Here is a 23,246-nt window from a genome sequence, read left to right on the forward strand (position 1 = left end):
CACCCCCCTTGGAAAATTCAATGATGTGATGCGCCCCTTGCGGTCTGCGTCAGAGGAGAAGTGTTGATGCAAGAGCCCATTCCCGGTGCCCCGCCAGGTGCCGCAACGCTCAATTTTGGTCCCATGGGACAGCTGTTGTTTCGTGCCTCCAAGGTGTCGGCCATCATGGGTGGCTTAACCTTTGTCGCTATTGTGCTCATGAGCATCGTCAGCATCGTGGGGCGCAAGCTCATTTCAGCGCCGGTACCGGGTGATGTGGAAATGCTGCAAATGGCGGCGGCCTTTGCCTCAGCCAGTTTTTTTGCCTATTGCCACCTCAATGGCGGGGATGTCAAGGTGGACTTCTTTACCGCCAAGGCCAGCCCGGCCACAGTGCATCGGCTGGATGCCTTTGGTTCCCTGCTGGTGGGCCTGTTTGGCGCGCTGATCACCTGGCGCGCCGCCGTGGGTGCGTTTGCCATCAAAGAGGCCGGTGAAACCAGCATGATTTTGGGTTGGCCGGTGTGGATCGCCCAGATGCTCATGGTGCCCGGCTTTTTGCTGATGGCACTGGCCGGTTTCTACATGGTGGGCCTGCACTGGCGCCTGAGCCAAACCCACAGCGGGGTGCAAGCATGAGCGGCATTGCCATTGGCGGGATCATATTTGCCTGCCTGATGGTGTTGCTGGTGCTGCGGGTGCCGATTGGCATCGCCATGTTCACCATGGGCGCAGCGGGTTATTACTACCTGACGGGCGGGGAAGCGTTGCCCATTCTGAATTTCCTGAAAAACCTGGCCTACGCCCGCTTGTCGAACTACGACATTGTGGTGATTCCGCTGTTTCTGCTGATGGGGCAGTTTGCCACCCACGGCGGTTTGAGTTCGGCACTGTTCAAGTTTGTGGAAGCCTTCATGGGTCACATGAAAGGCGGCGTCGCCATGGCGTCCATCGGGGCCTGCGCCGGTTTTGGCGCCATTTGCGGCTCGTCCTTGGCCACGGCCGCCACCATGGGCCAGGTGGCTTTGCCCGAACTCAAGCGATTTGGTTACTCGGGCTCGCTGGCCACCGGTGCGCTGGCGGCGGGCGGCACGTTGGGCATCATGATTCCGCCTTCCGTCCCACTGGTGATTTATGCCATCCTGACGCAGGAATCCATTGGCAAGCTCTTCATGGCTGCCGTGTTGCCGGGCATCATTGCCATGCTGGGCTACATGCTGGTCATCAAGATCATCGTCACCCTCGACCCCAAGGCTGGTCCGGCCGGCCCGCGTTCTAGCTGGGCCAAGCGTCTGAAAGCCCTGTTGCAAGTGGCACCGGTGCTGCTGGTGTTTGTGGTGGTGATTGTGGGTATTTATGGCGGCTGGGCCAACCCGACTGAGGCGGCAGCCATTGGCGCCGCCGCCTGCGGTGTGCTGGCGGTGGTGTCGGGCGGCATGCGTACACGGGGCTTGATTGACAGCGCCTTGGGCACGGCGCAGGCCACGGCCATGATCTTTTTGGTGCTGCTGGGGGCCGACATGCTTAACACCGCACTGGCGCTGTCACAAATGCCGGTGGAACTGGCCGCTTGGGTGCAGGCCAGCAACCTAAGCCCGATGGTGGTGATGGTGGCTATTTTGCTGATCTACATCTTTTTGGGCTGTGTCATGGACAGCCTGGCCATGATTCTGCTGACCATTCCAATCTTCTACCCGGTGATCATGGGGCTGGACTTTTTTGGCATGACCGACAGCGACAAGAGCATCTGGTTCGGCATTCTGGCCCTGATGGTGGTTGAGATTGGCCTGGTGCATCCGCCGGTGGGCATGAACGTGTTCATCATCAACAGATTAGCGCGTGATGTGCCGCTGGTGGAAACCTTCAAGGGCGTGATGCCTTTCCTGGCTTCGGACTTTATTCGCATTGGTTTCCTGCTGTTTTTCCCCTCCATCGCGCTGTTTCTGGTGCATACCTTTCACGGGTGATCCTCATGACAACTTCCCTTCGTACCCAAGTGGCCATCATTGGTTCCGGACCCAGCGGCTTGCTGCTGGGCCAGTTGTTGCACAAGGCCGGCATTGACGCGGTGATCGTCGAGCGCGTTTCTGGCGAGTATGTGCTGAGCCGCATCCGTGCCGGTGTGCTGGAGCAGGTCTGCGTTGATTTGCTGGACGAAGCTGGCGTGGGCGCACGCATGCACCGTGAAGGGCTGGTGCATGGTGGCTTTGACATGCTGTACTGCGGCAAACGCCACCGGGTTGACATGAACGGCCTGACCGGCGGCAAAAACGTGATGGTTTACGGCCAGACCGACGTCACCCACGACCTGATGGACGCGCGCACGTCGGCAGGCTTGCCCACTTACTACGAAGCCAGCGACGTGCAGGTGCTGGACTTTGACACCAAACAGCCCCGCGTCACCTTCACCCACGGCGGCAAGTCTTATGAATTGCAATGCGACTTCATTGCCGGTTGCGACGGCTTTCACGGCGTGTGCCGGGCCAGCGTGCCGCGCAAGTCGATCCAGGAGTTCGAGAAGGTTTACCCCTTTGGCTGGCTTGGCCTGCTGTCAGACACGCCGCCGGTGCACGACGAGCTGATTTACGTCAACAGCCCGCGCGGTTTTGCCCTGTGCAGCCAGCGCAGCAAAACCCGCAGCCGCTATTACCTGCAAGTGCCGCTCACCGACCGCATTGAAGACTGGACCGACGACGCCTTTTGGCAAGAGCTGCGCCTGCGGCTGGACGAAGAAGCCAACGCCAAACTCATCACCGGCCCGTCCATTGAAAAAAGCATCGCGCCACTGCGCAGTTTTGTCACCGAGCCCATGCGTTTTGGCCGCATGTTTCTGGCGGGCGACGCCGCGCACATCGTGCCACCCACCGGCGCCAAGGGGCTGAACCTTGCCGCCACCGATGTCAAGTACCTGTGCAACGCGCTGGTGGACTTTTACCAAAACCACTCCGAGCAGGGCATTGACACCTATTCCGAGCGCTGCCTGCGCCGCATCTGGAAGGCCGAGCGCTTCAGCTGGTGGATGACGTCGCTGATGCACCGTTTTCCGGACGACAGCCCCATCACCAGCCGTTTTCAGGAGGCCGAGTTGGACTACCTGCTGAATTCCCACGCAGGCTCCCTGTCGATTGCAGAGAACTATGTGGGCCTGCCGCTGGACTTTGCCGAACCCGCGCCGTGAGCGTCTAGGCAACACCTAGTTGCTATCTATTAAATAGCTACTAACGCATATTAAATAAGCGCTAGAGCCTAATTTCTTATAAAGAAAGTCAACCATGATCATCGATTGCCACGGCCACTACACCACGGCCCCCAAGGCGCTGGAAACCTGGCGCAACCAGCAAATTGCCGGCATCCAAGACCCTGCGGTGATGCCCAAAGTGTCTGACCTGAAGATCAGCGACGACGAGTTGAGGGAAAGTATTGAGACCAACCAGCTGCGCCTGATGCGCGACCGCGGCCTGGACCTGACGCTGTTTTCCCCACGCGCCAGCTTCATGGCGCATCACATTGGCGACTTCCAGGTGTCCAGCACCTGGGCGGCCATTTGCAACGAGCTTTGCTACCGCGTCAGCCAACTGTTTCCCGACCACTTTGTCCCGGTGGCCATGTTGCCGCAAAGCCCAGGCGTCGACCCCGCCACCTGCATTCCCGAGCTGGAAAAGTGTGTGAAGGAATACGGCAACGTCGGCATCAACCTCAACCCCGACCCGTCCGGTGGCCACTGGACCTCGCCGCCCTTGAGCGACAAGGCCTGGTTCCCGATTTACGAGAAGATGGTCGAGTACGACATCCCGGCCATGATTCACGTCAGCACCAGTTGCAACGCCTGCTTTCACACCACCGGCGCGCATTACCTGAACGCCGACACCACCGCCTTCATGCAGTGCCTGACCAGCGACTTGTTCAAGGAATTCCCCACGCTCAAGTTCCTGATTCCGCACGGCGGCGGTGCCGTGCCTTACCACTGGGGGCGCTTCCGTGGCCTGGCGCAAGAACTGAAAAAACCGCTGCTGCAAGAGCATTTGCTCAACAACATCTTCTTTGACACCTGCGTTTACCACCAGCCCGGCATTGACCTGCTCAACACCGTGATCCCGGTGAAAAACGTGTTGTTTGCCAGCGAGATGATTGGCGCCGTGCGCGGCATCGACCCCGAAACCGGTCATTATTTTGACGACACCAAGCGCTACATCGAAGCCTCAAACATCCTGAGCGAGTCCGACCGCCAGCATATTTACGAGGGCAACGCCCGGCGCGTGTTCCCGCGGTTGGACGCGTTGCTGACCAGCAGGACGGGCCATTGACGTGAAGAAACAAATGGCACTCCACTGGCTGTCATGCCGGAACCGATCCGGCATCCATGACGGTGGGTCTGCCCGCCACGCCGCTTTACACCCATAAAGGTCCATCCATGGCCATCACCAGCAACTCATCACAGGGCGAATCCAGCAACGCCCCCATCACCAACTTCTCGCATTGCCACGAAGGCATCCTGGCGCAGTTGACCAAGATGGGCGAACTGCCAGCACTGGCCGAGGCGGCCGAGCGCGCCAGAACCTGGGCTGAGAGCACCCGCAGCTTTTTTCGTGCGGTGGTGTTTGAGCACCATCAGGAAGAAGAGCGGGCACTGTTTGAAGCCGTGCTGGCCAGTGCCACACCGGGTGAGGAATTCGCGCGTGTCCAGGCCATCACGACCCGGCTCACGCAAGAGCACCGGCAAGTCGAAGCCCAGTTCGTCAAGCTGGAGCCACAACTGAAAAAAATGGCCAAGGGCCAGCCTTGCGACATCGATGCCGCCGCTGTGGAGGCCCTGGTGCATGACTACCAAGCGCATGCAGCTTTTGAAGAAGCAGAATTTTTGCCCCTGTCCGAAACCATCCTGAGCCGCAACAGCAACCACATGGCGGCGCTGGGGCTGAGCTTGCACATTCGGCATGTGTCGGTGGCTGCTTCGCCGACTTGAGCCACCGTTTGAATCACGACCTGAATCGACCCCCTGAACTGGAGACGCACCATGAACAACCTGGGCATTGTCAAAAGAAACATCACCCGCGCCGACAAGGCCGCAGTAGAAAAACTTTCGCGTTTTGGCGTGGCCACTATTCACGAAGCCATGGGCCGCGTCGGCTTGATGAAACCCTACCTACGGCCCATCTACAACGACGCCAAGATTTGCGGCACCGCCGTCACCGTGCTGCTGCAGCCGGGCGACAACTGGATGATGCACGTGGCCGCTGAGCAGCTCCTACCCGGTGACGTGGTGGTGGCAGCCTGCACCACCGACAACGCCGACGGTTTTTTTGGCGACCTGCTGGCAACGTCGTTCCAGGCGCGCGGCGCGGTTGGCCTGATCATTGACGGCGGTGTGCGAGACGTGAAAGACCTCACCGAGATGAACTTCCCAGTGTTCTCCAAAGCCATCCATGCCAAGGGCACGATCAAGGCGACGCTGGGTTCGGTGAACATTCCCGTCGTGTGCGCCGGGGCTCAGGTCAACCCCGGTGACGTGGTCATTGCCGACATTGACGGCGTGGTGGTGGTGCCCGCTGCCGTGGCGCAGCAAGTGGCCGATGCCGCCGAAGCACGCGAAGCCAACGAAGGCGCCAAACGCGCCATCTTTGCCTCGGGCGTGCTCGGGCTGGACTATTACAAGATGCGCGAAGGCCTTGAAAAAGCTGGCCTGCGCTATATAGATTGAAGCACGCTACGCTTTATTTATAAGGGCTAGAGCACCAAAACACCATGAATACCCCGACATTGATGGCCCTTAGGCAGCGTGTCGCAAATTCACTTCGCTAAAACCATGCATACAAATCCCAAACAATGGCGCGTTGGCCTGGTCGGCTACGGCGAGGTCGGCCGCATTTTGGCCGAAGACCTGCGCGCCCAGGGCGTAGCGGTTTGCGCCTATGACCTCAAGCTGGAAGCCGCAGACATTGCTGCACCGTTGCAAGCCCACGCCGCGCAGCATGGCGTGCAATTGGTAGCAAACAGCGCAGCGCTGGCAGCCACCTCAGACTTCATCGTCAGTGCCGTCACCGCCAGCCAGACCGTGCCGGTGGCGCAAGCCTGCGCGCAGTCCGTGCAGCCGGGAGCGTTTTTTCTGGACTTCAATTCCGCCTCACCCGCCGCCAAACAACGCGCGGCCAGTCTGATCGACGGGGCAGGGGGCTGCTACGTGGAAGGCGCGGTCATGACCAGCATGCCGCCGTACCGCATCAAGGTGCCGCTGCTGCTGGGTGGCGCGTTTGCTACCGAGTTGGCGCCGCTCATCAATGCGCTGGGTTTTGCATCCAAGGTGGCCAGTGACCAGCTAGGTGTGGCCAGCGCCACCAAGATGTGCCGCAGCGTGATGATCAAAGGCCTGGAAGCCATGGTGATCGAGAGCTTCACCACCGCCCGCTTTTACGGGGTGGAAGACGCGGTGGTCGCCAGTCTGTACGAGACTTTCCCTGGCATCGACTGGGAAAAGCAGGCCGCCTATTTTTTCCAGCGCGTGATCGAACACGGCCGTCGCCGCAGCGAAGAAGTGCGTGAAGTGGCTGAGACCGTGCGCGACGCCGGCCTGACGCCCTGGTCCGCCACTGGCACCGCCGAACGCCAAGCCTGGGTGGCCGATGGCGCCGATGCTGGTTGGTTTGGTGACAAAGGCACCCCTGAATTCGCCCGCCGTGCGGATTGGCGCGTGGAGGCCGACCGCATGCTGGCGCAGGTCAATAAGAGAGATTGAACAATGAGCAACCCCCCGGATAAACCCATGAACCAACCCACCACAGGCGATTTCACCAAAACTTCCGGCTGGCTGGACTGGTACGCTGGCCCATCCAAACCCAGCTTCAAGTTACCCGCAGGCGCCGTCGACGCCCATTGCCACGTGTTCGGCCCAGGCGCTGAATTTCCTTATGCACCCGAGCGCAAGTACACGCCATGCGATGCGTCCAAGACCCAGCTGTTTGCCCTGCGCGATCACCTGGGATTTGATAAGAACGTGATCGTGCAAGCCACTTGCCACGGCGCCGACAACCGCGCGCTGGTCGACGCACTCATCCACAGCCAGGGCCGGGCGCGTGGTGTGGCCACCGTCAAGCGCTCGGTCACAGACCAAGAGCTGCAAGCCATGCACGAGGCCGGTGTGCGCGGCGTTCGCTTCAACTTTGTCAAACGCCTGGTCGATTTCACGCCCAAGGACGAACTGATGGAAATTGCCGCCCGCATCAAGGCCTGGGGCTGGCATGTGGTGATTTATTTTGAAGCGGTGGACTTGCCCGAGCTGTGGGACTTTTTCACCACCCTGCCAACCACCGTGGTGGTCGACCACATGGGCCGCCCGGACGTGTCGCTGCCGGTGGACGGGCCGCAGTTTGCGCTGTTCCAGAAGTTCATGCGTGAGCACAGCAATGTGTGGAGCAAGGTGAGCTGCCCGGAGCGCCTGAGTGTCACCGGCCCGAAAGCGCTGAGCGGCGAGAAGGATTTGGCAGGTGGCGCCTACCGCGACGTGGTGCCGTTTGCCCGCGCCATTGTGGACGAGTTTCCTGACCGCGTGTTGTGGGGCACCGACTGGCCGCACCCGAACCTGAAAGACCACATGCCCGACGACGGGCTGCTGGTGGACTTTATTCCCCACATTGCACCCACGCCCGAGTTGCAGCACAAGTTGCTGGTCGACAACCCGAATCGCCTGTATTGGAATTCATAGCGCTCTGCGCACGTTCCATAAGCGCTAGAGCCTGATTTATTATAAATTTTCTGATCTGAATCCAACGCTGAAAGGAGCCTTCATGGCACTTGACAAACCCTACCTTGATGTCCCCGGCACCATCATTTTTGATGCCGAACAAAGCCGCAAGGGCTTCCACCTGAACCAGTTCTGCGTCTCCTTGATGCAGGCCGCCAACCGGGAGCGTTTCAAACGTGACGAGCGCGCTTACCTGGATGAATGGCCGATGACCGAAGACCAGAAGCTGGCGGTGCTGTCGCGCGACCTGAACCGCTGCATGGGCTTAGGTGGCAACATTTATTTTCTGGCACGTATTGGCGCCACCGACGGTTTGAGCTTTCAGCAAATGGCTGGCTCCATGACCGGTATGACCGAAGCCGAGTACCGCGACATGATGATCCAGGGTGGCCGCACCATCGAAGGCAACCGCGTGATTGGCGAGGACGGCAACGCCCAAGCCCAGCATCAACCCCAAGGCCAAGCTGGCCAGAAAGCGAAGGCCTGACCATGGCACGCATCACCGCATCCGTTTACACCTCACATGTGCCCGCCATTGGCGCTGCGCTGGATTTGGGTAAAGACAAGGAACCCTATTGGAAAAACGTATTTGACGGATACGAATATTCCAAACAGTGGATGAAAGACAACAAGCCCGATGTGGTTTTTCTGGTCTACAACGACCACGCCACCGCTTTCAGCCTCGACATGATTCCCACCTTTGCCATTGGCACGGCGCCCGGTTTCCCGATTGCCGATGAAGGCTGGGGCCCGCGCCCGGTGCCGCCCGTGGTGGGCCACCCTGAACTGGCCGCGCACATTGCGCAGTCGGTGATCCAGCAAGACTTTGACCTGACCATCGTCAACAAGATGCCGGTAGATCACGGCCTGACCGTGCCACTGAGCCTGATGTGTGGCCAGCCACCCGCCAATGATTTTCATTGGCCGAGCCCGGTGATTCCGTTCGCGGTGAATGTGGTGCAGTACCCGGTGCCGTCGGGTGCACGCTGTTTTGCGCTGGGGCAGGCGATTCGCAAAGCGGTCGAGAGTTATGACGAAGACCTGAATGTGCACATTTGGGGCACCGGCGGAATGAGCCATCAGTTGCAGGGGCCACGTGCTGGCCTGATCAACCGCGAGTGGGACAACGCCTGGCTGGACCAGATGATTGCCGACCCGGTGGCGTGTTCCAAGGTCCCGCACATTGACTATGTGCGTGAGGCGGGCAGCGAAGGCATTGAGCTGGTGATGTGGCTGATTGCCCGGGGTGCTATGCAAGATGTAGCTGACAGCGCACGTTCTGTAAGCGTTAAGCACCGTTTTTACCATGTACCGGCGTCGAACACGGCTGTTGGGCATGTCATTTTGGAGAACGCATGAAACCTATCAAAGTGGCGCTGGCTGGGGCTGGCGCTTTTGGCATCAAGCATCTGGATGGCATCCGACACATTGACGGCGTTGAAGTGGTGTCGCTGATCAGCCGCGACCTGGAGAAAACGCGAGAGGTGGCGGCCAAATACGGCATTGGCCATGTCACCACCGAGCTGGCTGACAGCCTGGCCCTGAAAGAGGTGGATGCGGTCATTTTGTGCACACCGACACAAATGCACGCCTCGCAAACGCTGGCTTGCTTGCGTGCGGGCAAACATGTGCAGGTGGAAATTCCGCTATGTGACGTGCTCAAAGATGGCGAAGAAGTGGCACAAGTGGCTGAACAAAGCGGCCTGGTTGCCATGTGTGGCCACACCCGCCGCTTCAACCCCAGCCATCAGTACGTGCACAACGAGGTCACGGCAGGGCGCTTCAACATCCAGCAGATGGATGTGCAAACCTACTTTTTTCGGCGCTCCAACATGAACGCGCTGGGCCAGCCGCGCAGCTGGACCGACCACCTGCTGTGGCACCACGCCGCGCACACTGTCGATTTGTTTGCCTACCAGTGCGGCAGCCCCGTGGTGAAAGCCAACGCCATTCAGGGGCCGATTCACCCCACATTGGGCATCGCCATGGACATGAGCATCCAGCTCAAGGCGGCTAATGGTGCCATTTGCACGCTGAGTTTGAGCTTCAACAACGACGGCCCGCTGGGCACTTTTTTCAGGTACATCGGCGACAGCGCGACTTACATTGCCCGCTACGACGACCTGTTTACCGGCAAAGAGGAAAAAATTGACGTGTCAGGCGTGGCGGTGAGCATGAACGGCATCGAGCTGCAAGACCGTGAGTTTTTCAGCGCCATCCGCGAGGGCCGCCAGCCCAACAGCAGTGTGGCCAGCGTGTTGCCGTGTTACCGGGTGTTGCATGAGCTGGAGTTGCACCTGAACGCGGGGTGATGTGAAACACGCACGTCGCTGTGGGCGTGCCTGAGGCTGAAATAGGACCCAACAAGTCGATTTCATCGGGCTGCCTCGGCAGCCCGATGCATTTACGTCGAGCTGTTCCTTCGTGCCTTGATTTTTGCGACGATGCTCTTCACGGTATCGTCCTTGAACATTTGCTCACGCTGGACCGAGTAGCCCTCATCCCCGACATGAAACTGATTGAGAAACCGCATGGCATCGACGACACCCAGCTCGTGAATGAGCGCCGTGCGGGCACGCTGTGAAACCATCGAAATGGGTTGCATAACGCGATTCATTGGCGATCTCGATGACCCGGATGAAAAGCTATGCCGGTGAATGCACTGCTTGCGCCACCAGTCGCACTCCCAAAGCAGCACAAACCCGGTTGATGGTGTCAAAGCGGGGCTGGGCATCGGGTCGTAGCGCTTTGTACAAGGCCTCGCGGGTGATGCCTGATGCTTTGGCAATTTCGCTCATGCCCCTCGCACGGGCGATGTCACCCAGTGCAGCCGCCAGCAGCGCCGAATCGTTGGCTTCAAGAATGTCTGTGAGATAAGCTGCAATGTCTGCTTCACTCCCAAGATAAGGTGCAGCGTCAAATTCCGGCAGATCCGCTACATTGATGCGTTTCATACTTATTCCTTATTCAGTCAAGTTGCAAAGCTAATGCTTTGGCGCGTTTGATGTCGGTTTTCTGGGAGCGTTTGGAGCCACCAACCAGTAACACAATGACTTCTTTATCTCGCTGCGTAAAGTACACGCGCCAGCCGGCACCCAAGTGGATGCGCATTTCAGAAACCCCTTCGCCAACGGGCTCTACATCACCCATCAAACCAAACGCCAGTCGTTTGATGCGTGCGGCGATGACGCCTCGTACAGTTTGATCTGTCAGGTCATCAAGCCAAGCGGTGAATGCGGGCAGCGGTTTGACGGAGTACATGAATTAATTGTAATCGAATGGATACATTTGGGGCGCGGTGAATGGGTGTTCGTGGATGAATAGCGTTGGTGTGGCGCAAGCCAGTCTGGGTCATTCTCTTACTTGATTGATATCGACACTATCCAATGTGTCGACCCTGAAATATCGTCCCTGGCGTCCGGGCCGAAGCTGGGCACCGCCAGGTTGTCTGGCGGCGCACTGATGCGGTTGAGGTCAATGGCCATCGGCCGGCCAATGAGCCCCTCGTCTGTCGCGCTAAAACGGTAATACAAACCGTTCCACAGTTTGGCGCCAAACTCTGATGGTCGCTTGAACAAAAACAGCAGGTTGTGCTCAAGCCAGGTGAGGTCTTGCACGCTGACTTTTCCGGGGTGCTGGTAGGGGTAGGGCACATGGCAGGTCACCTCGATCGGGCTACCCAGGCATTTGAATTCTTTCATCGACAAAAAATAGTCGGTGAAGTTCGCATGGTTCATGCTGAGGGCGAAGGTGCTTGAGCCATCTGCCTGCGGCCTGAAGTCAACCGTGCCAATGACGATCGCTTGTTTGTCTTGCGTGTGTGCGGTGACGGTTTGGACACCGCTTAGGGTCCATGCAAAAACCGGCAGCGGGGTCACGGCAATCAAGGCCAGCAACAGCGCCAGTGGGCGCACGGGAAAGGGTCGCGTGGTTTTCATAATGTCCCCCGATGAATAAAGTCACTTGTTTCAAGCAATTAATGTGCGCGCCAGTTGCGCCTCGTTGCAAGGCTTGTGAGCTTGTAAAAACGCCAGGACTGTTACATCTTCGGTGGGTGGTGTGCCAAATGTGAACAGTTTGAAAGGCACACACGTCACACCCAACACCAAGGGCACTCGGGTTAACGCTTGGTGTTGTCAGTTTGAAGCGGGTGCCGGCCGTTTTTCGCCCCAAAACCCGGTTGTGATGGGCTTTTGGTCGTGGTACGAATATTGCAAATTGGGCAGGCTATCAAACGCAGGTATGTCATCTGCGATTGTTTTGAGCCCCATAAATACGAGCAGACAAGATTCACCATGAAGCAAATTAAACGTCAAAAGGCCAGTGTCCCGTCATTGATCAGAACAAGCCTGGCACTGGCCGTCGCATCAGCGCTGCACGCACCGGTAGCTGCGCAGACCTTGAGCGAGGTGGTGGTGTCGGCCTCGCGCACGGAGCAGCGCAGTTTTGATGCGCCTGCCGCCGTGCAGTCCATTGACCGCGCCACCATTGAGGGCGCTGGCCCACAGGTCAATTTGTCCGAATCACTCAACCGCGTGCCAGGCTTGACGATTTTGAGCCGTCAAAACTACGCGCAAGACCTGCAGGTGTCGATTCGTGGTTTTGGCGCTCGCTCGGCGTTTGGTATTCGCGGTGTGCGTTTGTTGGTGGATGGCATTCCCGCCACCACGCCTGATGGGCAGGGCCAGGGTTCCAGCATCAGCTTGACCTCTACTGACCGTATTGAGGTGTTGCGCGGTCCACTGGCGCAGATGTATGGCAATGCGGCGGGTGGCGTGATCCAGGCCTTCACCCGCGACGCGCCCGCCACGCCGGAATTTGCCGCCGCTGCCTACACCGGGTCATTTGGCCTGCGCCGTACCGATTGGCAATATGCAGGACAAGTGGGCCAATATGGTTTGGTGGCCGACTACAGCACCTTTGACATCGATGGTTTTCGTGACAACAGCAAAACCGAGCGCAAGCAGTTCAATGGCAAGCTCAGTTTCGAGCCGTTCGAGGCGACCCACGTGAATGTGGTGTTCAACCGCTTTGACATGCCGCTGGCGCAAGACCCTGCGGGCCTGACCAAAGCACAAATGGATGCCGACCCAACGCAAGCTGGCACCAATACCGTGGCCCGAAGTGTGCGAAAAATTGTGTTGCAAAACCAGTTGGGTGCGTCGATGCTGACCGAGCTTGGCAACAACCGCTCCATCACCGCGCGTGCCTACACCGGCACGCGTGAAAACCTGCAATACCAGGCGGGTATTTTTATCCCCACATTGCCACCGCCAACGGGCGCCTGGGTTGGGCTGGACCGCACCTATTACGGCGTGGGCCTGCAGTACAACGCACAAAGCCAACTGGGCAGCACACCCATCAAGTGGGCGCTGGGTTATGACTACGACGAATCTGGCGAGACGCGCCAGGCCGGTGCCGCTGCATTGGGCGAAAAAACCACCACCAACCGCAACGAGGACAACACCGCCAGCAACAGCGATGTGTTTATGCAGGGCACCGCGCTGGTGTCTGAGAAGCTTTCCGTGGTGGCCGGTTTGCGCCACAGCTCGGTCAAGTTCAAAAGTGATGACCACTATTTGAGCAACGGCGATGGCTCAGGCGCCACCACTTACCAAAACACCAGCCCGGTGCTGGGTGTTACCTACCACGCCACCGATGCCTTGAATGTGTTTGCCACCTATGGCAAAGGCTTTGAGACGCCGACCCTCAACGAGGTGGCCTATAACGGTGCAGGGGTACCGGGTTTCAACACCAACATCCAGGCCTCCAACAGCCAGCATTTTGAGGTCGGTGCCAAGTGGGCACCCAGCGCGCAGGCGCGTGTGGACTTCACTGCTTTCAAAATCAACACCACAGATGAAATCGTGGTGGCCAGCAGCAGCGGTGGTAACTCCACCTTTCGCAATGCCCCGGGCACCACACGCACCGGCTGGGAGCTGTCGGGCAGCGCGCAGTTCAGCCCGCACCTGCGTGCCACGCTGGCAGCTTCACAAATTGATGCCGAGTATTCACAGGCTTTCCTGAGTGGCACCACGCCGGTGGCAGCCGGCAACAAGCTGCCGGGCATCCCGCAGAGCTTCCTGTTCTCTGAGTTGTTGTGGACGCAGCAGCCTGCAGCGTCTGGTCAAAAGGCATTGGCGACCGGTAGCCAGGCCGGCATTGAACTGACACAAGCCGGGCGTTTGTATGCCAATGACACCAATACCGCCTCTGCCGATGGCTACACCACCTTGGCTCTGAAAGCCAGCCACGTCTGGGCGCTGGGTGCCGGCCGCCTGACCACCTATGCCCGCATCGACAACGTGGCCGATGAGCGCTACGTCGGCTCAGTCATCGTCAATCAGGCGGGCTCGCAGTTTTACGAGCCGGCACCCGGCAGAAACTGGACGCTGGGCGTGCGTTTTGTCTTGCCATTGTGATTTGATGGGCAACCGAAGGGACCATTGCCATGGTGTGTGTGTTTGAACGCGGCCAGCGCCTGATGCCGCGGATGATGCAGCGTTTGTTATTGGCGCTGTTTGTGATGGCGCTAGGCTGGGCACTGGCCGCGCCTGTGCAGGCCGGGGTCATGACGAAAGAGAGCATGCGCCAGGCCTTTCCGTCGCCGATCATCGTCGGCGAGAAAGATGCTGAAATCCCCGTTTGGCCGATTTTCAAGCAAGACGCCACCGCCACGCCCTTGATTGGTTATGTGTTCGAGTCGATTGATCTGGCCCCTATTCCAGGCTTTTCCGGCACGCCGTTCAATTTGCTGATTGCGCTGGACGCCAAGGGCGAGTTCATGGATGTCAAGGTGCTGTCGCAACACGAACCGGTGTTTGTCGAGGGCCTGGGCGAAGAGCCCATGCTGCGTTTTGTAGACCAATACAAAGGCTTGTCACTCAAGCAAAACATCAAGATTGGTGCCGAGAAAAACAACGGCGGCAACGCCAATGTCTACATCCACGGGGTTGCCAAAGCCACCGCGTCGGTGCGCATTCTGAACCAAAGCCTGCTGTCGGCTTCCCTGAAAGTAGCACGCGCCAAGATGGGCTACGCCCAGGGCCGTGACCCCGATTTAATTGCACGCATCAAACCCGAGTTGTTTAAGGCGATGGCCTGGGAAGCGCTGCTGAAAAATGAGCTGGTCACTCGAAAAGTCTTCAGCAACCAAGAGGTTGAAGCCGCTTTTGCCGGCACGGCTGTGGAAGGCGTAGACGCTGAGGCGTTGGCTGCCCCAGAGGCTGATTTTGAAGACATGGTGGTGGCCTATTTGCATGTGCCCTCAGTTGGGCGCAACCTGTTGTCGCCAAAAGACTGGGACTACCTGCAAGGCCGCCTGGAACCTGGCGACAGTGCTTTGCTGGTGATGACCAAAGGCCGTTATTCGATGTTGGGCGACGAGTTCACCCGTGGCGCCGTGCCGACCCGAATCACCGTGCAACAAGGCAATTTGCCGCTGGAGATTCGTGACCTGGACATTGACTTGAATGAACCCCTGAAAGTGCCAGAGGCATTGAGAGATGCCGAGTGGAAAATTTTCCGGGTGATTGGCCCGGCCGGACTGGACCCATCACAGCCGCTTGAGTTCAAGTTGCGGGTGATTCGCACCAAGGGCGCGATGTATGGCGAGCGGGTTGGCAAAGATTTGTCAGTGGTCACGCAATTGCCTGATGACTATTTTGTGGCGGCCAATTCAGACAATAAAACCTGGCATTCGATTTGGTCGGACAGAACGGCTGAGTTAATCATTCTTTTGGTCAGCCTGGGGCTTTTATCCTGGGCCTTGGTCAAACAGTCTTGGTTAACCAGAACGGTTAAACGTCTGACGATATTCAGAACTGGATATTTAATTTTCACCTTATTTTTCATCGGCTGGTATGCGCAAGGCCAGTTGTCGATTGTCAATATCACCGGCGTGATTCGTGCGTTGGTTGAAAAACAAAGCCTGAGTTTCTTTTTGTACGACCCAATGACAATTATTTTATGGGCCTATATTGCGGTTACTTTCTTTGTATGGGGGCGCGGCGTATTTTGTGGCTGGTTATGTCCGTTTGGTGCCTTGCAGGAATTTCTGGGCAATGCGGCCCGGTTTTTGAAAATTCCCCAGATCAAAATCTCTCTGGTCTTGGACAAAAAGCTTAAATTTGTCAAATACTTGGTTTTGGCCGGGATTTGTGTCACCGCTTTGGTGTCGGTGCAGTGGACCGACCGGCTGGTGGAGGTGGAGCCTTTCAAAACCAGCATCACCCTGATGTTTGTGCGCTCCTGGCCTTTTGTGGCGTGGGCAGCGGTGCTGCTGTTGCTCAACATGGTGGTGTACAAGAGCTTTTGCCGCTACCTTTGTCCTCTGGGGGCTGGCATGGCGATTTTGGGGCGACTTCGCTTGCAAAATTGGTTGCCGCGCCGAGCAGAATGCGGCCAGCCTTGCCAACGCTGCAGCAACGACTGCCGCTACCAAGCCATCAAAAAAACCGGTGAGATTGACTACGCGGAGTGCTTTCAGTGCCTGGACTGCGTGGCCATTGAGCAAAGCCCCGAGCTGTGTGTGCCCCGGATTCTGGAGAGCAAAAGCCGGGTGATTCCGATCCATGCGCAGACAACGCGTTAAGCCAGACCAGCTTCCCTGTTTTAGCGCACCCGTTGTTCAAAGGACACAGATGAAAAGACGCACATTTTTGCAGACCTCGTTGGGGCTGGGCGTGGCCGTGGCGGCGCAAGTTGGTTTGGCAACCGGACAAATCGACAGACCCAAGACCCTTGGGGCACCGGTATGGCGGACGCGCCCCGTGCTTGGGTTTGGCACCAACTTGTCTTTGCTGGTGGCGCACACCGATCAGGCGCTGGCTGAATCGGCCTTGGACACCGCCGTGGCCGACATTCGCCATGTGGAAGCGCAAATGAGCCTGTTCAACCCCCAAAGTGCGTTAAGCCAGCTCAATGCGCAGGGGTTTCTGGCCCAGCCGCACCCTGATTTTCTCAAGGTGTTACAGCTGGCTAAAGCGGTTTCAGAGAAAAGCCACGGGGCTTTTGATGTCACGGTGCAGCCGCTGTGGGCGGTTTTTTCTGAAGCACAAGCCTTGGGGCGCTTGCCCACGGCAGAGGCGGTGGCGCTGGCCCGTCAGCGCACTGGCTGGCAGCATGTTGTGCTGAGCCCAGCGCGCATTAGTTTCACCCAGCCCAACATGGCAATCACGCTGAATGGCATTGCGCAAGGTTTTGCCGCAGACCTGGTGCAAGCGCACTGGCGGCACATGGGCATAGAGCACGCCTTGATCAACACTGGCGAATGGGCGGCGTTGGGGAAATCGCAGATGGGGGGCGACTGGCGGCTGGGCATTGCCAACCCGCGAGACGAACAAAAGCTGATGAAAAAAATCGCGCTACATGGCCGAAGTGTGGCGACATCGGCTGACAGCCAGACTTTTTTCAGCCCTGACTTCAAGCATCACCACATTTTTAACCCGCACACGGGTTACTCGCCCCTTGATGTGGCTAGCGTCACGGTGGCGGCGGACAGTTGTGCGCTGGCAGATGCCCTGACCAAGGTGATGTTTGTGGCCGGTATGGACCAGGCCATGGTGTTGGCCAAGGCCTGGGCTGTGGAGGTGCTAGTGGTGGACAAAGCGGGCAAATGGCGCGCCACGCCGGGTTTTGAGGCCTGATGCACTGTCTTTAGATGCTATGTAATAAATAGCTGCTTACGCAATATTTATATGGGCTACAGGCCTATTTCTTATATAAAACTCAATCCAGGTGCAAACCCGAAAGCAGATTGGGGTAGCGGTCAAGAATTTGCTGGTGCGTTTGGGTCACCCAGTCGCTCTCCATGTCGATGGCCGCCGCGCATGCCGCCGATCGCGTCAGCGGGTAATCCAAAATCACCCTTGACGGCCGGGCCGACAAAAACACGATGCGGTTGGCCACGCTGATGGCTTCACGCAGGTTGTGGGTGACAAACAGCACAGTGGGCGCGCTTTGTTGCCACAGCTCATGCAGTAGCCGGCGAAGCTGCGCGGCGGTGGGGGCGTCCAGTGACTGAAAAGGCTCGTCCATCAGCAGCACATCAGGCGCCACGATGAAGGCCCGCAGCAAGGCCACACGCCGCTGCATGCCACCCGAGAGTTGCCCCGGAAATAGGTCGCCGCAGCCTTGCAACCCGACACATTGCAACCAGTCATCAAGTGGCTTGGCTTGCACCGCTGCAACTGCGTTTTTAATGACCAGCTGCAGATTTTGGTACACCGTCAGCCAGGGCAAAAGTCGACACTCTTGAAACAAAAAACCAAGCCGTACCGCCGATGGGTTGAAGGCTTGCCCGGCAAATGCCACAGACCCTGAATAATCCTTGTCCAGACCCGACACCATATTCAGCAGCGTGGATTTGCCAGCACCTGATGGGCCCACAATGGCGATGAATTCGCCCTTGCCGCATGAGAACTTGAGATTCTCAATGGCCAGACAACCATTCTCATAAATCTTCTGATGAACATCAACCGCCAAAAAACTCATAACCGCCACCGCAACAAATGTTTCTCAAGCGGGCGCAAGGCCAGCACTTCAATGGAGAACACCACCAGCATGAACGCCAGGGTATAGGCCAGCACCCCTGAAATATCAAAGAAGTGAAAAAACCCACCAATTTGAAACCCGACCCCGTTGCTGCAACCCAGTAACTCAACCACCAGCACAATCTTCCAGATAATGGCCAAACCATTGCGAGTAGCGCCAAAAATATAAGGCAACAACTGTGGCAACACAATTTTGGTGGCGATGTCATATTTTGACAACTGGTACACCTGAGCCACTTGGAACAAGCTTTTATCCAGTGCCCGTGCCCCTTCCCGCAGGCTCACCGCCACCATGGGTATTTTGTTAATGGTGACGGCAATGATGGCGGCGTATTCTGTCAAGCCAAACCAGATGTAACAAATGACAATGATCACCAGGGCCGGAATATTCAAGCCGATGATTAAAAAGGTGTCAAACGCATGGTCAATGGCCTTGAACATGCCCATCAAGATACCTAAGACCGTGCCCAACACCATGGCGGCCATGAAGCTGATGCCGACACGCTTCAAGGTCATGCCCAGGTGAAACAGCAAGTCGCCCTCAGTGGCTTCCTTCCATAAGAGCTGCAGAATGGCGCTTGGCTGTGGCAGCAGTTTGCTGTCCAAGTGACCGCCAAACAGTTGCCACAAAATCAGCGCCACCACCAAAGGCAGCAGCCTGATGCCGCTGCCAGAAAGCCATGCGGGGGGGTGTTTTATGGTCTGTTGCATGTCGCTTGGTAGCCGGGCCAAAAGGTGTCTTTGGACAATTGCGTGGCTTTACCCACCAGTTTTTCGCCGCCGATGTCGGCCAGCACCTTGTAGGTCAGGGTGATGTCGGCCATGGGGGCCGGTGCGCATTGGGGAATACCTGCCCTGAACTTGTCGCGCAGGCTGGTAAAAATGGCGTCGTTCTCGGCCTTCATTTTGGGTTTGAGCTTGAGCCATTCGTCGTCCGAGGTCAGCATGAGCTGCTTGGCCTCGTTTGAGGCACTGAAGAATGCGTTCAAAGCGTCCTTGTTTTTTGCCGCCCAATCTTCACGAAACACCCAGCCAATCAGCGGAACGGCGCCTCTGACACCCAGGCCAGCCAAAATTTCGGGCAATTCAATGAGGCGCTGCATGCCTTTGGCTTCCAGGCGTGCGGTGTAGGCCCAAGTGTTGAGTACCGCATCAAGCTGCTGGCGCTGCATCAGTTCGTTCAACAAAGGTGGCGCGCCAAACGTGGGCAGGGCGGTATTTGCCAAATCAGCCCCCAGGTTGCGCTGGCTGTGGGCGCGCAGCAGTAGCCAGATTTTGTCGCTGGGCCCGCCTGACACACCGATTTTTTTACCCTTCAAATCGGCCAGGGTCTTGATCGGGCTGTCTTTGTCCACCACCACCGAGCCCACGGCGTTGGAGTAGGTGACAAAGCTGAACAAGTTGGCGTCGGCACGTTGCCTTGACACCCAGAGCCAGTCCGACACGATCACGTCCACCGAGCCGCCTTGCAGCGCAATGGTGGAGGCATCACCCGAGGCGAGCGGCACCACCACCAGGTCAACGCCACGTTTTTTGGCCAGCTCATGGCGGAGCATGACGTCAAGCTCCCAGTTGACCGTGCCAAAACCCAACACACCCACGCGAATTTGTGTGGCTGTTGCGGCAAAGGCCGCGCTGGAAAAGGCAAGGAATACAAAAATAATATGTGTCAGTATTTTCAACATGTGCTTGTCTATTATTTGAAACGAGATTATTTGATTAAGGTGGTGCGTTGATTCAGGTATTCGATTCGTCAGTTTTGACCAGGCCTTTGAACTGCGCCAGGTAATCGGCAGGTGTCCCATCAAAACGAATCAAGCCTTGCTCTAAAAACAATACCCGGTCGGTGACCTTGATTTCTTCAATCAAATGTGTTGCCCACAACACGCCCACCTGCTGTTGCGTGGCCAGTTGTCGCACGGCGGCCAGCATGATGGCGCGTGACTCGGGGTCAAGGCCCACGGTGGCCTCGTCCATCAGCAACACGCGCGGCTGGTGCAGCAGGGCGCGTACCAATTCGACTTTGCGACGGGTGCCGCCCGACAAGCTGCGCACCACGTCCTTGGCTTGACCTTGTAAACCCATGGCCGCCAGCCCTTCGGCGATGCGCTGCCTGGCCACATGCCGGGGCAGGCCATGCAGGTCGGTGTGAAACAGCAAATTGGCGTTGACCGACAAATCCAGGTCAAGCGCGCTTTGCTGAAACACCACCCCAATACCGGCCAAGGCCTGGCTGGGATGGGCGTTGAGGTCCTGGCCAAAAATCTGGATGCTGCCTCGGTCGGGGCTGAACAAGCCGGTGAGCAATTGCAGCAGCGTGGACTTGCCCGCGCCGTTGGGGCCAAGCAAGGCCACCATTTCACCAGCCTGGATGGCAAAGCTCACGCCTTTGAGTGCTGGCTTGGCACCATAGGACTTGGCCAGGTTTTGAACGATCAACATGGAAGGTGGCATGGGTGAATCTGGTTTGGCTCAGCGCGCAAGTTGGGCAATGACAAGGGTGGAAGGGGTTGGCCGACTGGCAGTTTATGAGACACTTTAAAGGCATCAGGCCTGAAAGTTGTCATTGAATGCAAATTGCGTGCCTCTGTAGCGATGTCAACGCACCGACCCACCGCAGTGGCTTTTCATTTGGCTTGATTTTTGCTCACCTATTTAAGCAATTCCTTGCACGTGATTCAAAACGCAACATTCATACAAAGAGACAACATGTTTAACACCCTGAACACTTTCAAGCAACCAGCGCCTTTGGCGGCGCCCCACGTGCTTCGCAAAACTTTGGCTGTTTTGGCCCTGACAGCAGCTGCCAGTTGCGCCATGGCTCAGGCCGGCCCCGCCAACCGGCTGTATGTGTCAAGCGAGAAAGACAACAAGGTTTACGTGTTTGACACCCAGGGCCAGCGCCTGTCAGCCATTGACGTGTGCCAGCGCCCCCGCCAGTTGACGTTCAACAAAGACCACAGCGTGATTTATGTGTGTTGTGGCGACAGCAATGAGCTGGGCCTGATTGATGCAGCCAGCGGCAAGATGACGGCTACGGTGCCGCTGGGTGAAAGCCCTGAGCTGTTTGACTTCAGTGCCGATGGCAAAACGGTTTTTGTCACCATTGAAGACGACAGCGTCATGGGCGCTTACGACCTGGCATCCAAAAAGAAGCTGTTTGAGGTCAAGGTGGGTGGCGAACCCGAAGGCATTTTGGTCATGCCCGATGGCAAACACGCCTATGTGACGTCCGAGGAGGCCAACGTGGTTCACTACATTGACCTGACCACCAAAAAAATTGTCAAAAACATCCGCGCCGGAACCCGGCCACGCCGGTTTGTGCTGGCCGCAGATGGTAAAGAGCTGTGGGTCAGCAACGAACTCAGTGCCAGTCTCAGCATCATCAGCACCGTAGACCAAACCGTCAAACACACCCTCAAGTTCAAGATCAAAGGCATGCGCGCCAACGACATCACGCCAGTGGGCATGACATTGAGCGCTGACGGCAAGTCGGTGTGGGTCGGCTTGGGCAAGGCCAACCATGTGGCTGAAGTTGATCTGGCCACGCGAGAGGTGCGTAAAACCGTGTTGGTGGGCAAACGCGCCTGGGGCCTGACCCTGCACCCCGACGGCAAAACTTTGTATGTGGCCAATGGCATGTCAGACGACATGACGCTGGTGGATGCAGTGGCCGGCAAGGCCATTCGCACGGTGGCCGTGGGCCGTGTACCGCACAGCGTGCTGGTGCAACCCTGATGCGTGGCGCAGCACGTCTGGCCACCGTTAGCCCTTGCCTTTCTGCGCTCAAAGGCGCCATAGGGGCTGGCCTGGTTTGCAGCCTGGCGCTTGCCTGTGGCTTGGCTAGTGCTGCACCTTTGCAAAACGTGACCGTGGCGGTGCTGTCGCTGGCCAGTGACGCGCGCTACACCCCCAAGCAACTTGAGCGTGCCTACCCCGATCACCCAGGCGGGCGGGTGGGGGATGCCGCGCGCATGGCCGTTGATGACGCTGCGCTGGAGCTGCAGGAGCTTGGCCTGGCTTTTAAGCTCAAAGACGTGCCCTTGGCTGACGCACAGGCCCTGCCCAAGGTGCTGGCTGAGCTCAAAGCCGCCCGTGTGCAGCATATCGTGGCCGATTTGCCGCCAGAGCTGTTGACTGCGCTGGTGAAGTCTGCCCCGGCGGCTTTGGGCGGCGCCATGATTTTGAACGTCAGCGCAGACAGCGATGCCTTGCGCAACGAGGCGTGCTCAGTGGCTTTGCTGCACACCTACCCGAGCCGGCAGATGTACACCGATGCGCTGGCCCAGTACCTGGCGGCCCGCAACTGGCGCAAGTTGCTGCTGCTGCAAGGACCGATCCTGGAAGACCAGTTGCAGGGGGCGGCGATGGTGCTGTCGGCCAAGCGTTATGGCCTCAAAATTTTGCAAACCAAACCGTTCAAACTCTCGGGTGATCCGCGTGAACGTGACTTGTTCAACACCCGATTGCTGACCAACGAGCGTGACCACGAGGTCGTGGCGGTGATGGACAGCCAGGGTGAATTTGCCCGGACTTTGCCTTATGCGACCCAATGGCCGCGCCCAGTGATGGGCAGCAATGGGCTGATGGCGATGGCCTGGCATCCGCAATGGGATCGCAATGGTGGACCGCAAATATCAAGACGTTTTCAAAAACTGGCCAAGCGCTCAATGCAAAGCCAGGACTGGGCGGCCTGGATAGCGGTCAAGGCCATTGCGGCAGTGGTGGCGGCAGACCCCAAAGCGGACGTGGCCAAACAGCTCAAACAACTGCGCGCGGGTGATGTGGTGGTGGACGGCAACAAAGGGCCGGGCTTGACGTTTCGTGCCTGGGATGGGCAACTGCGCCAGCCCATCATGCTGGGCCATGGTGATGGCGTGGTGGGCATCGCCCCGCTCGATGGCATCCTGCACCCCACCGAGGTGATGGACACGCTGGGTACGGACCAGAAGGAATCCAAGTGTCAACAACGTTCATAG

Annotated in this window: 24 protein-coding genes; 16 read left to right on the forward strand and 8 right to left on the reverse strand. The window is 57.9% G+C overall.

What is annotated here, in order from left to right; genetic code table 11:
• The first annotated feature begins 66 nt into the window (after positions 1 to 66).
• From PHQ58_RS05545 to PHQ58_RS05595, 11 genes are all read left to right on the forward strand, one after another.
• The gene (locus PHQ58_RS05545; RefSeq protein WP_300108126.1) at positions 67 to 618 is read left to right on the forward strand and encodes a TRAP transporter small permease; all 552 of its coding nucleotides are present in this window, start codon (positions 67 to 69) and stop codon (positions 616 to 618) included.
• A complete protein-coding gene (locus PHQ58_RS05550; protein WP_300108129.1) occupies positions 615 to 1,946 on the forward strand; it encodes a TRAP transporter large permease in 1,332 nt (443 codons plus the stop codon). The genes PHQ58_RS05545 and PHQ58_RS05550 overlap by 4 nt, the downstream gene beginning before the upstream one ends.
• 5 nt (positions 1,947 to 1,951) lie before the next feature.
• Positions 1,952 to 3,157 carry a 4-hydroxybenzoate 3-monooxygenase gene (pobA, locus tag PHQ58_RS05555; protein ID WP_300108132.1) on the forward strand — a complete coding sequence of 402 codons (1,206 nt, stop codon included), beginning with the start codon at positions 1,952 to 1,954 and terminating at the stop codon, positions 3,155 to 3,157.
• A 94-nt stretch (positions 3,158 to 3,251) separates the two neighbouring features.
• A complete protein-coding gene (locus PHQ58_RS05560; protein ID WP_300108135.1) occupies positions 3,252 to 4,283 on the forward strand; it encodes an amidohydrolase family protein in 1,032 nt (343 codons plus the stop codon).
• Positions 4,284 to 4,339: 56 nt separating this feature from the next.
• Positions 4,340 to 4,942, forward strand: coding sequence for a hemerythrin domain-containing protein (locus PHQ58_RS05565; protein ID WP_300108138.1), 603 nt, complete (start codon positions 4,340 to 4,342; stop codon positions 4,940 to 4,942).
• A gap of 51 nt (positions 4,943 to 4,993) precedes the next feature.
• Positions 4,994 to 5,677: a 4-carboxy-4-hydroxy-2-oxoadipate aldolase/oxaloacetate decarboxylase gene (gene ligK / locus PHQ58_RS05570; protein WP_300108141.1), complete on the forward strand. Its 684-nt coding sequence runs from the start codon at positions 4,994 to 4,996 to the stop codon at positions 5,675 to 5,677.
• A gap of 105 nt (positions 5,678 to 5,782) precedes the next feature.
• Positions 5,783 to 6,709: an NAD(P)-dependent oxidoreductase gene (locus tag PHQ58_RS05575; protein WP_300108145.1), complete on the forward strand. Its 927-nt coding sequence runs from the start codon at positions 5,783 to 5,785 to the stop codon at positions 6,707 to 6,709.
• A 27-nt stretch (positions 6,710 to 6,736) separates the two neighbouring features.
• Entirely contained in the window at positions 6,737 to 7,675 is a 939-nt protein-coding gene (locus PHQ58_RS05580; RefSeq protein ID WP_300108148.1) for an amidohydrolase family protein, read from the forward strand.
• Between the two features lie 82 nt (positions 7,676 to 7,757).
• Positions 7,758 to 8,201, forward strand: coding sequence for a protocatechuate 4,5-dioxygenase subunit alpha (gene ligA, locus PHQ58_RS05585; protein ID WP_300108151.1), 444 nt, complete (start codon positions 7,758 to 7,760; stop codon positions 8,199 to 8,201).
• 2 nt (positions 8,202 to 8,203) lie between these two features.
• Positions 8,204 to 9,073 (forward strand): class III extradiol dioxygenase subunit beta, encoded by an 870-nt coding sequence (locus tag PHQ58_RS05590; RefSeq protein ID WP_300108154.1) that lies wholly within the window; start codon positions 8,204 to 8,206, stop codon positions 9,071 to 9,073.
• Positions 9,070 to 10,026 (forward strand): Gfo/Idh/MocA family oxidoreductase, encoded by a 957-nt coding sequence (locus tag PHQ58_RS05595; RefSeq protein WP_300108157.1) that lies wholly within the window; start codon positions 9,070 to 9,072, stop codon positions 10,024 to 10,026. Before PHQ58_RS05590 ends, PHQ58_RS05595 begins: the two co-directional genes overlap by 4 nt.
• Before the next feature lie 92 nt (positions 10,027 to 10,118).
• Here the strand turns inward: PHQ58_RS05595 and PHQ58_RS05600 are convergent, their stop codons facing one another.
• The 4 genes from PHQ58_RS05600 to PHQ58_RS05615 form a co-directional block, all read right to left on the reverse strand.
• Positions 10,119 to 10,319 carry a hypothetical protein gene (locus PHQ58_RS05600; protein ID WP_300108160.1) on the reverse strand — a complete coding sequence of 67 codons (201 nt, stop codon included), beginning with the start codon at positions 10,317 to 10,319 and terminating at the stop codon, positions 10,119 to 10,121.
• 40 nt (positions 10,320 to 10,359) lie between these two features.
• On the reverse strand, positions 10,360 to 10,668 hold the full coding sequence (locus tag PHQ58_RS05605) for an addiction module antidote protein (RefSeq protein WP_300108163.1): 309 nt from the start codon (positions 10,666 to 10,668) through the stop codon (positions 10,360 to 10,362).
• 13 nt (positions 10,669 to 10,681) lie between these two features.
• A complete protein-coding gene (locus tag PHQ58_RS05610; protein ID WP_300108166.1) occupies positions 10,682 to 10,975 on the reverse strand; it encodes a type II toxin-antitoxin system RelE/ParE family toxin in 294 nt (97 codons plus the stop codon).
• A gap of 98 nt (positions 10,976 to 11,073) precedes the next feature.
• Positions 11,074 to 11,652, reverse strand: a complete 579-nt coding sequence (locus PHQ58_RS05615; protein WP_300108169.1) for a hypothetical protein — start codon at positions 11,650 to 11,652, stop codon at positions 11,074 to 11,076.
• 357 nt (positions 11,653 to 12,009) lie between these two features.
• Here PHQ58_RS05615 and PHQ58_RS05620 point away from each other — a divergent pair, with 357 nt between their 5' ends.
• From PHQ58_RS05620 to PHQ58_RS05630, 3 genes are read left to right on the forward strand one after another with little or no spacing between them, the layout of a single operon-like run.
• Positions 12,010 to 14,136 carry a TonB-dependent receptor gene (locus tag PHQ58_RS05620; protein ID WP_300108172.1) on the forward strand — a complete coding sequence of 709 codons (2,127 nt, stop codon included), beginning with the start codon at positions 12,010 to 12,012 and terminating at the stop codon, positions 14,134 to 14,136.
• Positions 14,137 to 14,165: 29 nt separating this feature from the next.
• Positions 14,166 to 16,307 carry a 4Fe-4S binding protein gene (locus tag PHQ58_RS05625; RefSeq protein WP_300108175.1) on the forward strand — a complete coding sequence of 714 codons (2,142 nt, stop codon included), beginning with the start codon at positions 14,166 to 14,168 and terminating at the stop codon, positions 16,305 to 16,307.
• Between the two features lie 49 nt (positions 16,308 to 16,356).
• Positions 16,357 to 17,361, forward strand: coding sequence for an FAD:protein FMN transferase (locus PHQ58_RS05630; protein WP_300108178.1), 1,005 nt, complete (start codon positions 16,357 to 16,359; stop codon positions 17,359 to 17,361).
• 82 nt (positions 17,362 to 17,443) lie between these two features.
• Here PHQ58_RS05630 and PHQ58_RS05635 read toward each other — a convergent pair whose 3' ends face one another.
• From PHQ58_RS05635 to PHQ58_RS05650, 4 genes are read right to left on the reverse strand one after another with little or no spacing between them, the layout of a single operon-like run.
• Positions 17,444 to 18,208, reverse strand: coding sequence for an ABC transporter ATP-binding protein (locus PHQ58_RS05635; RefSeq protein WP_300108181.1), 765 nt, complete (start codon positions 18,206 to 18,208; stop codon positions 17,444 to 17,446).
• Positions 18,205 to 18,978, reverse strand: a complete 774-nt coding sequence (locus PHQ58_RS05640; RefSeq protein ID WP_300108184.1) for an ABC transporter permease — start codon at positions 18,976 to 18,978, stop codon at positions 18,205 to 18,207. Before PHQ58_RS05640 ends, PHQ58_RS05635 begins: the two co-directional genes overlap by 4 nt.
• The gene (locus tag PHQ58_RS05645) at positions 18,963 to 19,952 is read right to left on the reverse strand and encodes an ABC transporter substrate-binding protein (protein ID WP_300108187.1); all 990 of its coding nucleotides are present in this window, start codon (positions 19,950 to 19,952) and stop codon (positions 18,963 to 18,965) included. The genes PHQ58_RS05640 and PHQ58_RS05645 overlap by 16 nt, the downstream gene beginning before the upstream one ends.
• A 52-nt stretch (positions 19,953 to 20,004) precedes the next feature.
• Complete coding sequence (locus tag PHQ58_RS05650; RefSeq protein ID WP_300108190.1) at positions 20,005 to 20,709, reverse strand: ATP-binding cassette domain-containing protein; 705 nt, start codon at positions 20,707 to 20,709, stop codon at positions 20,005 to 20,007.
• A 267-nt stretch (positions 20,710 to 20,976) separates the two neighbouring features.
• Between PHQ58_RS05650 and PHQ58_RS05655 the strand changes: the two genes are divergently transcribed.
• Positions 20,977 to 22,005, forward strand: coding sequence for a PQQ-dependent catabolism-associated beta-propeller protein (locus PHQ58_RS05655; RefSeq protein ID WP_300108193.1), 1,029 nt, complete (start codon positions 20,977 to 20,979; stop codon positions 22,003 to 22,005).
• A complete protein-coding gene (locus PHQ58_RS05660; protein WP_300108195.1) occupies positions 22,005 to 23,246 on the forward strand; it encodes a branched-chain amino acid ABC transporter substrate-binding protein in 1,242 nt (413 codons plus the stop codon). Before PHQ58_RS05655 ends, PHQ58_RS05660 begins: the two co-directional genes overlap by 1 nt.

The sequence above is a fragment of the Rhodoferax sp. genome (assembly GCF_028688795.1).
In the GTDB taxonomy this organism is placed as follows: Bacteria; Pseudomonadota; Gammaproteobacteria; order Burkholderiales; family Burkholderiaceae_C; genus Rhodoferax.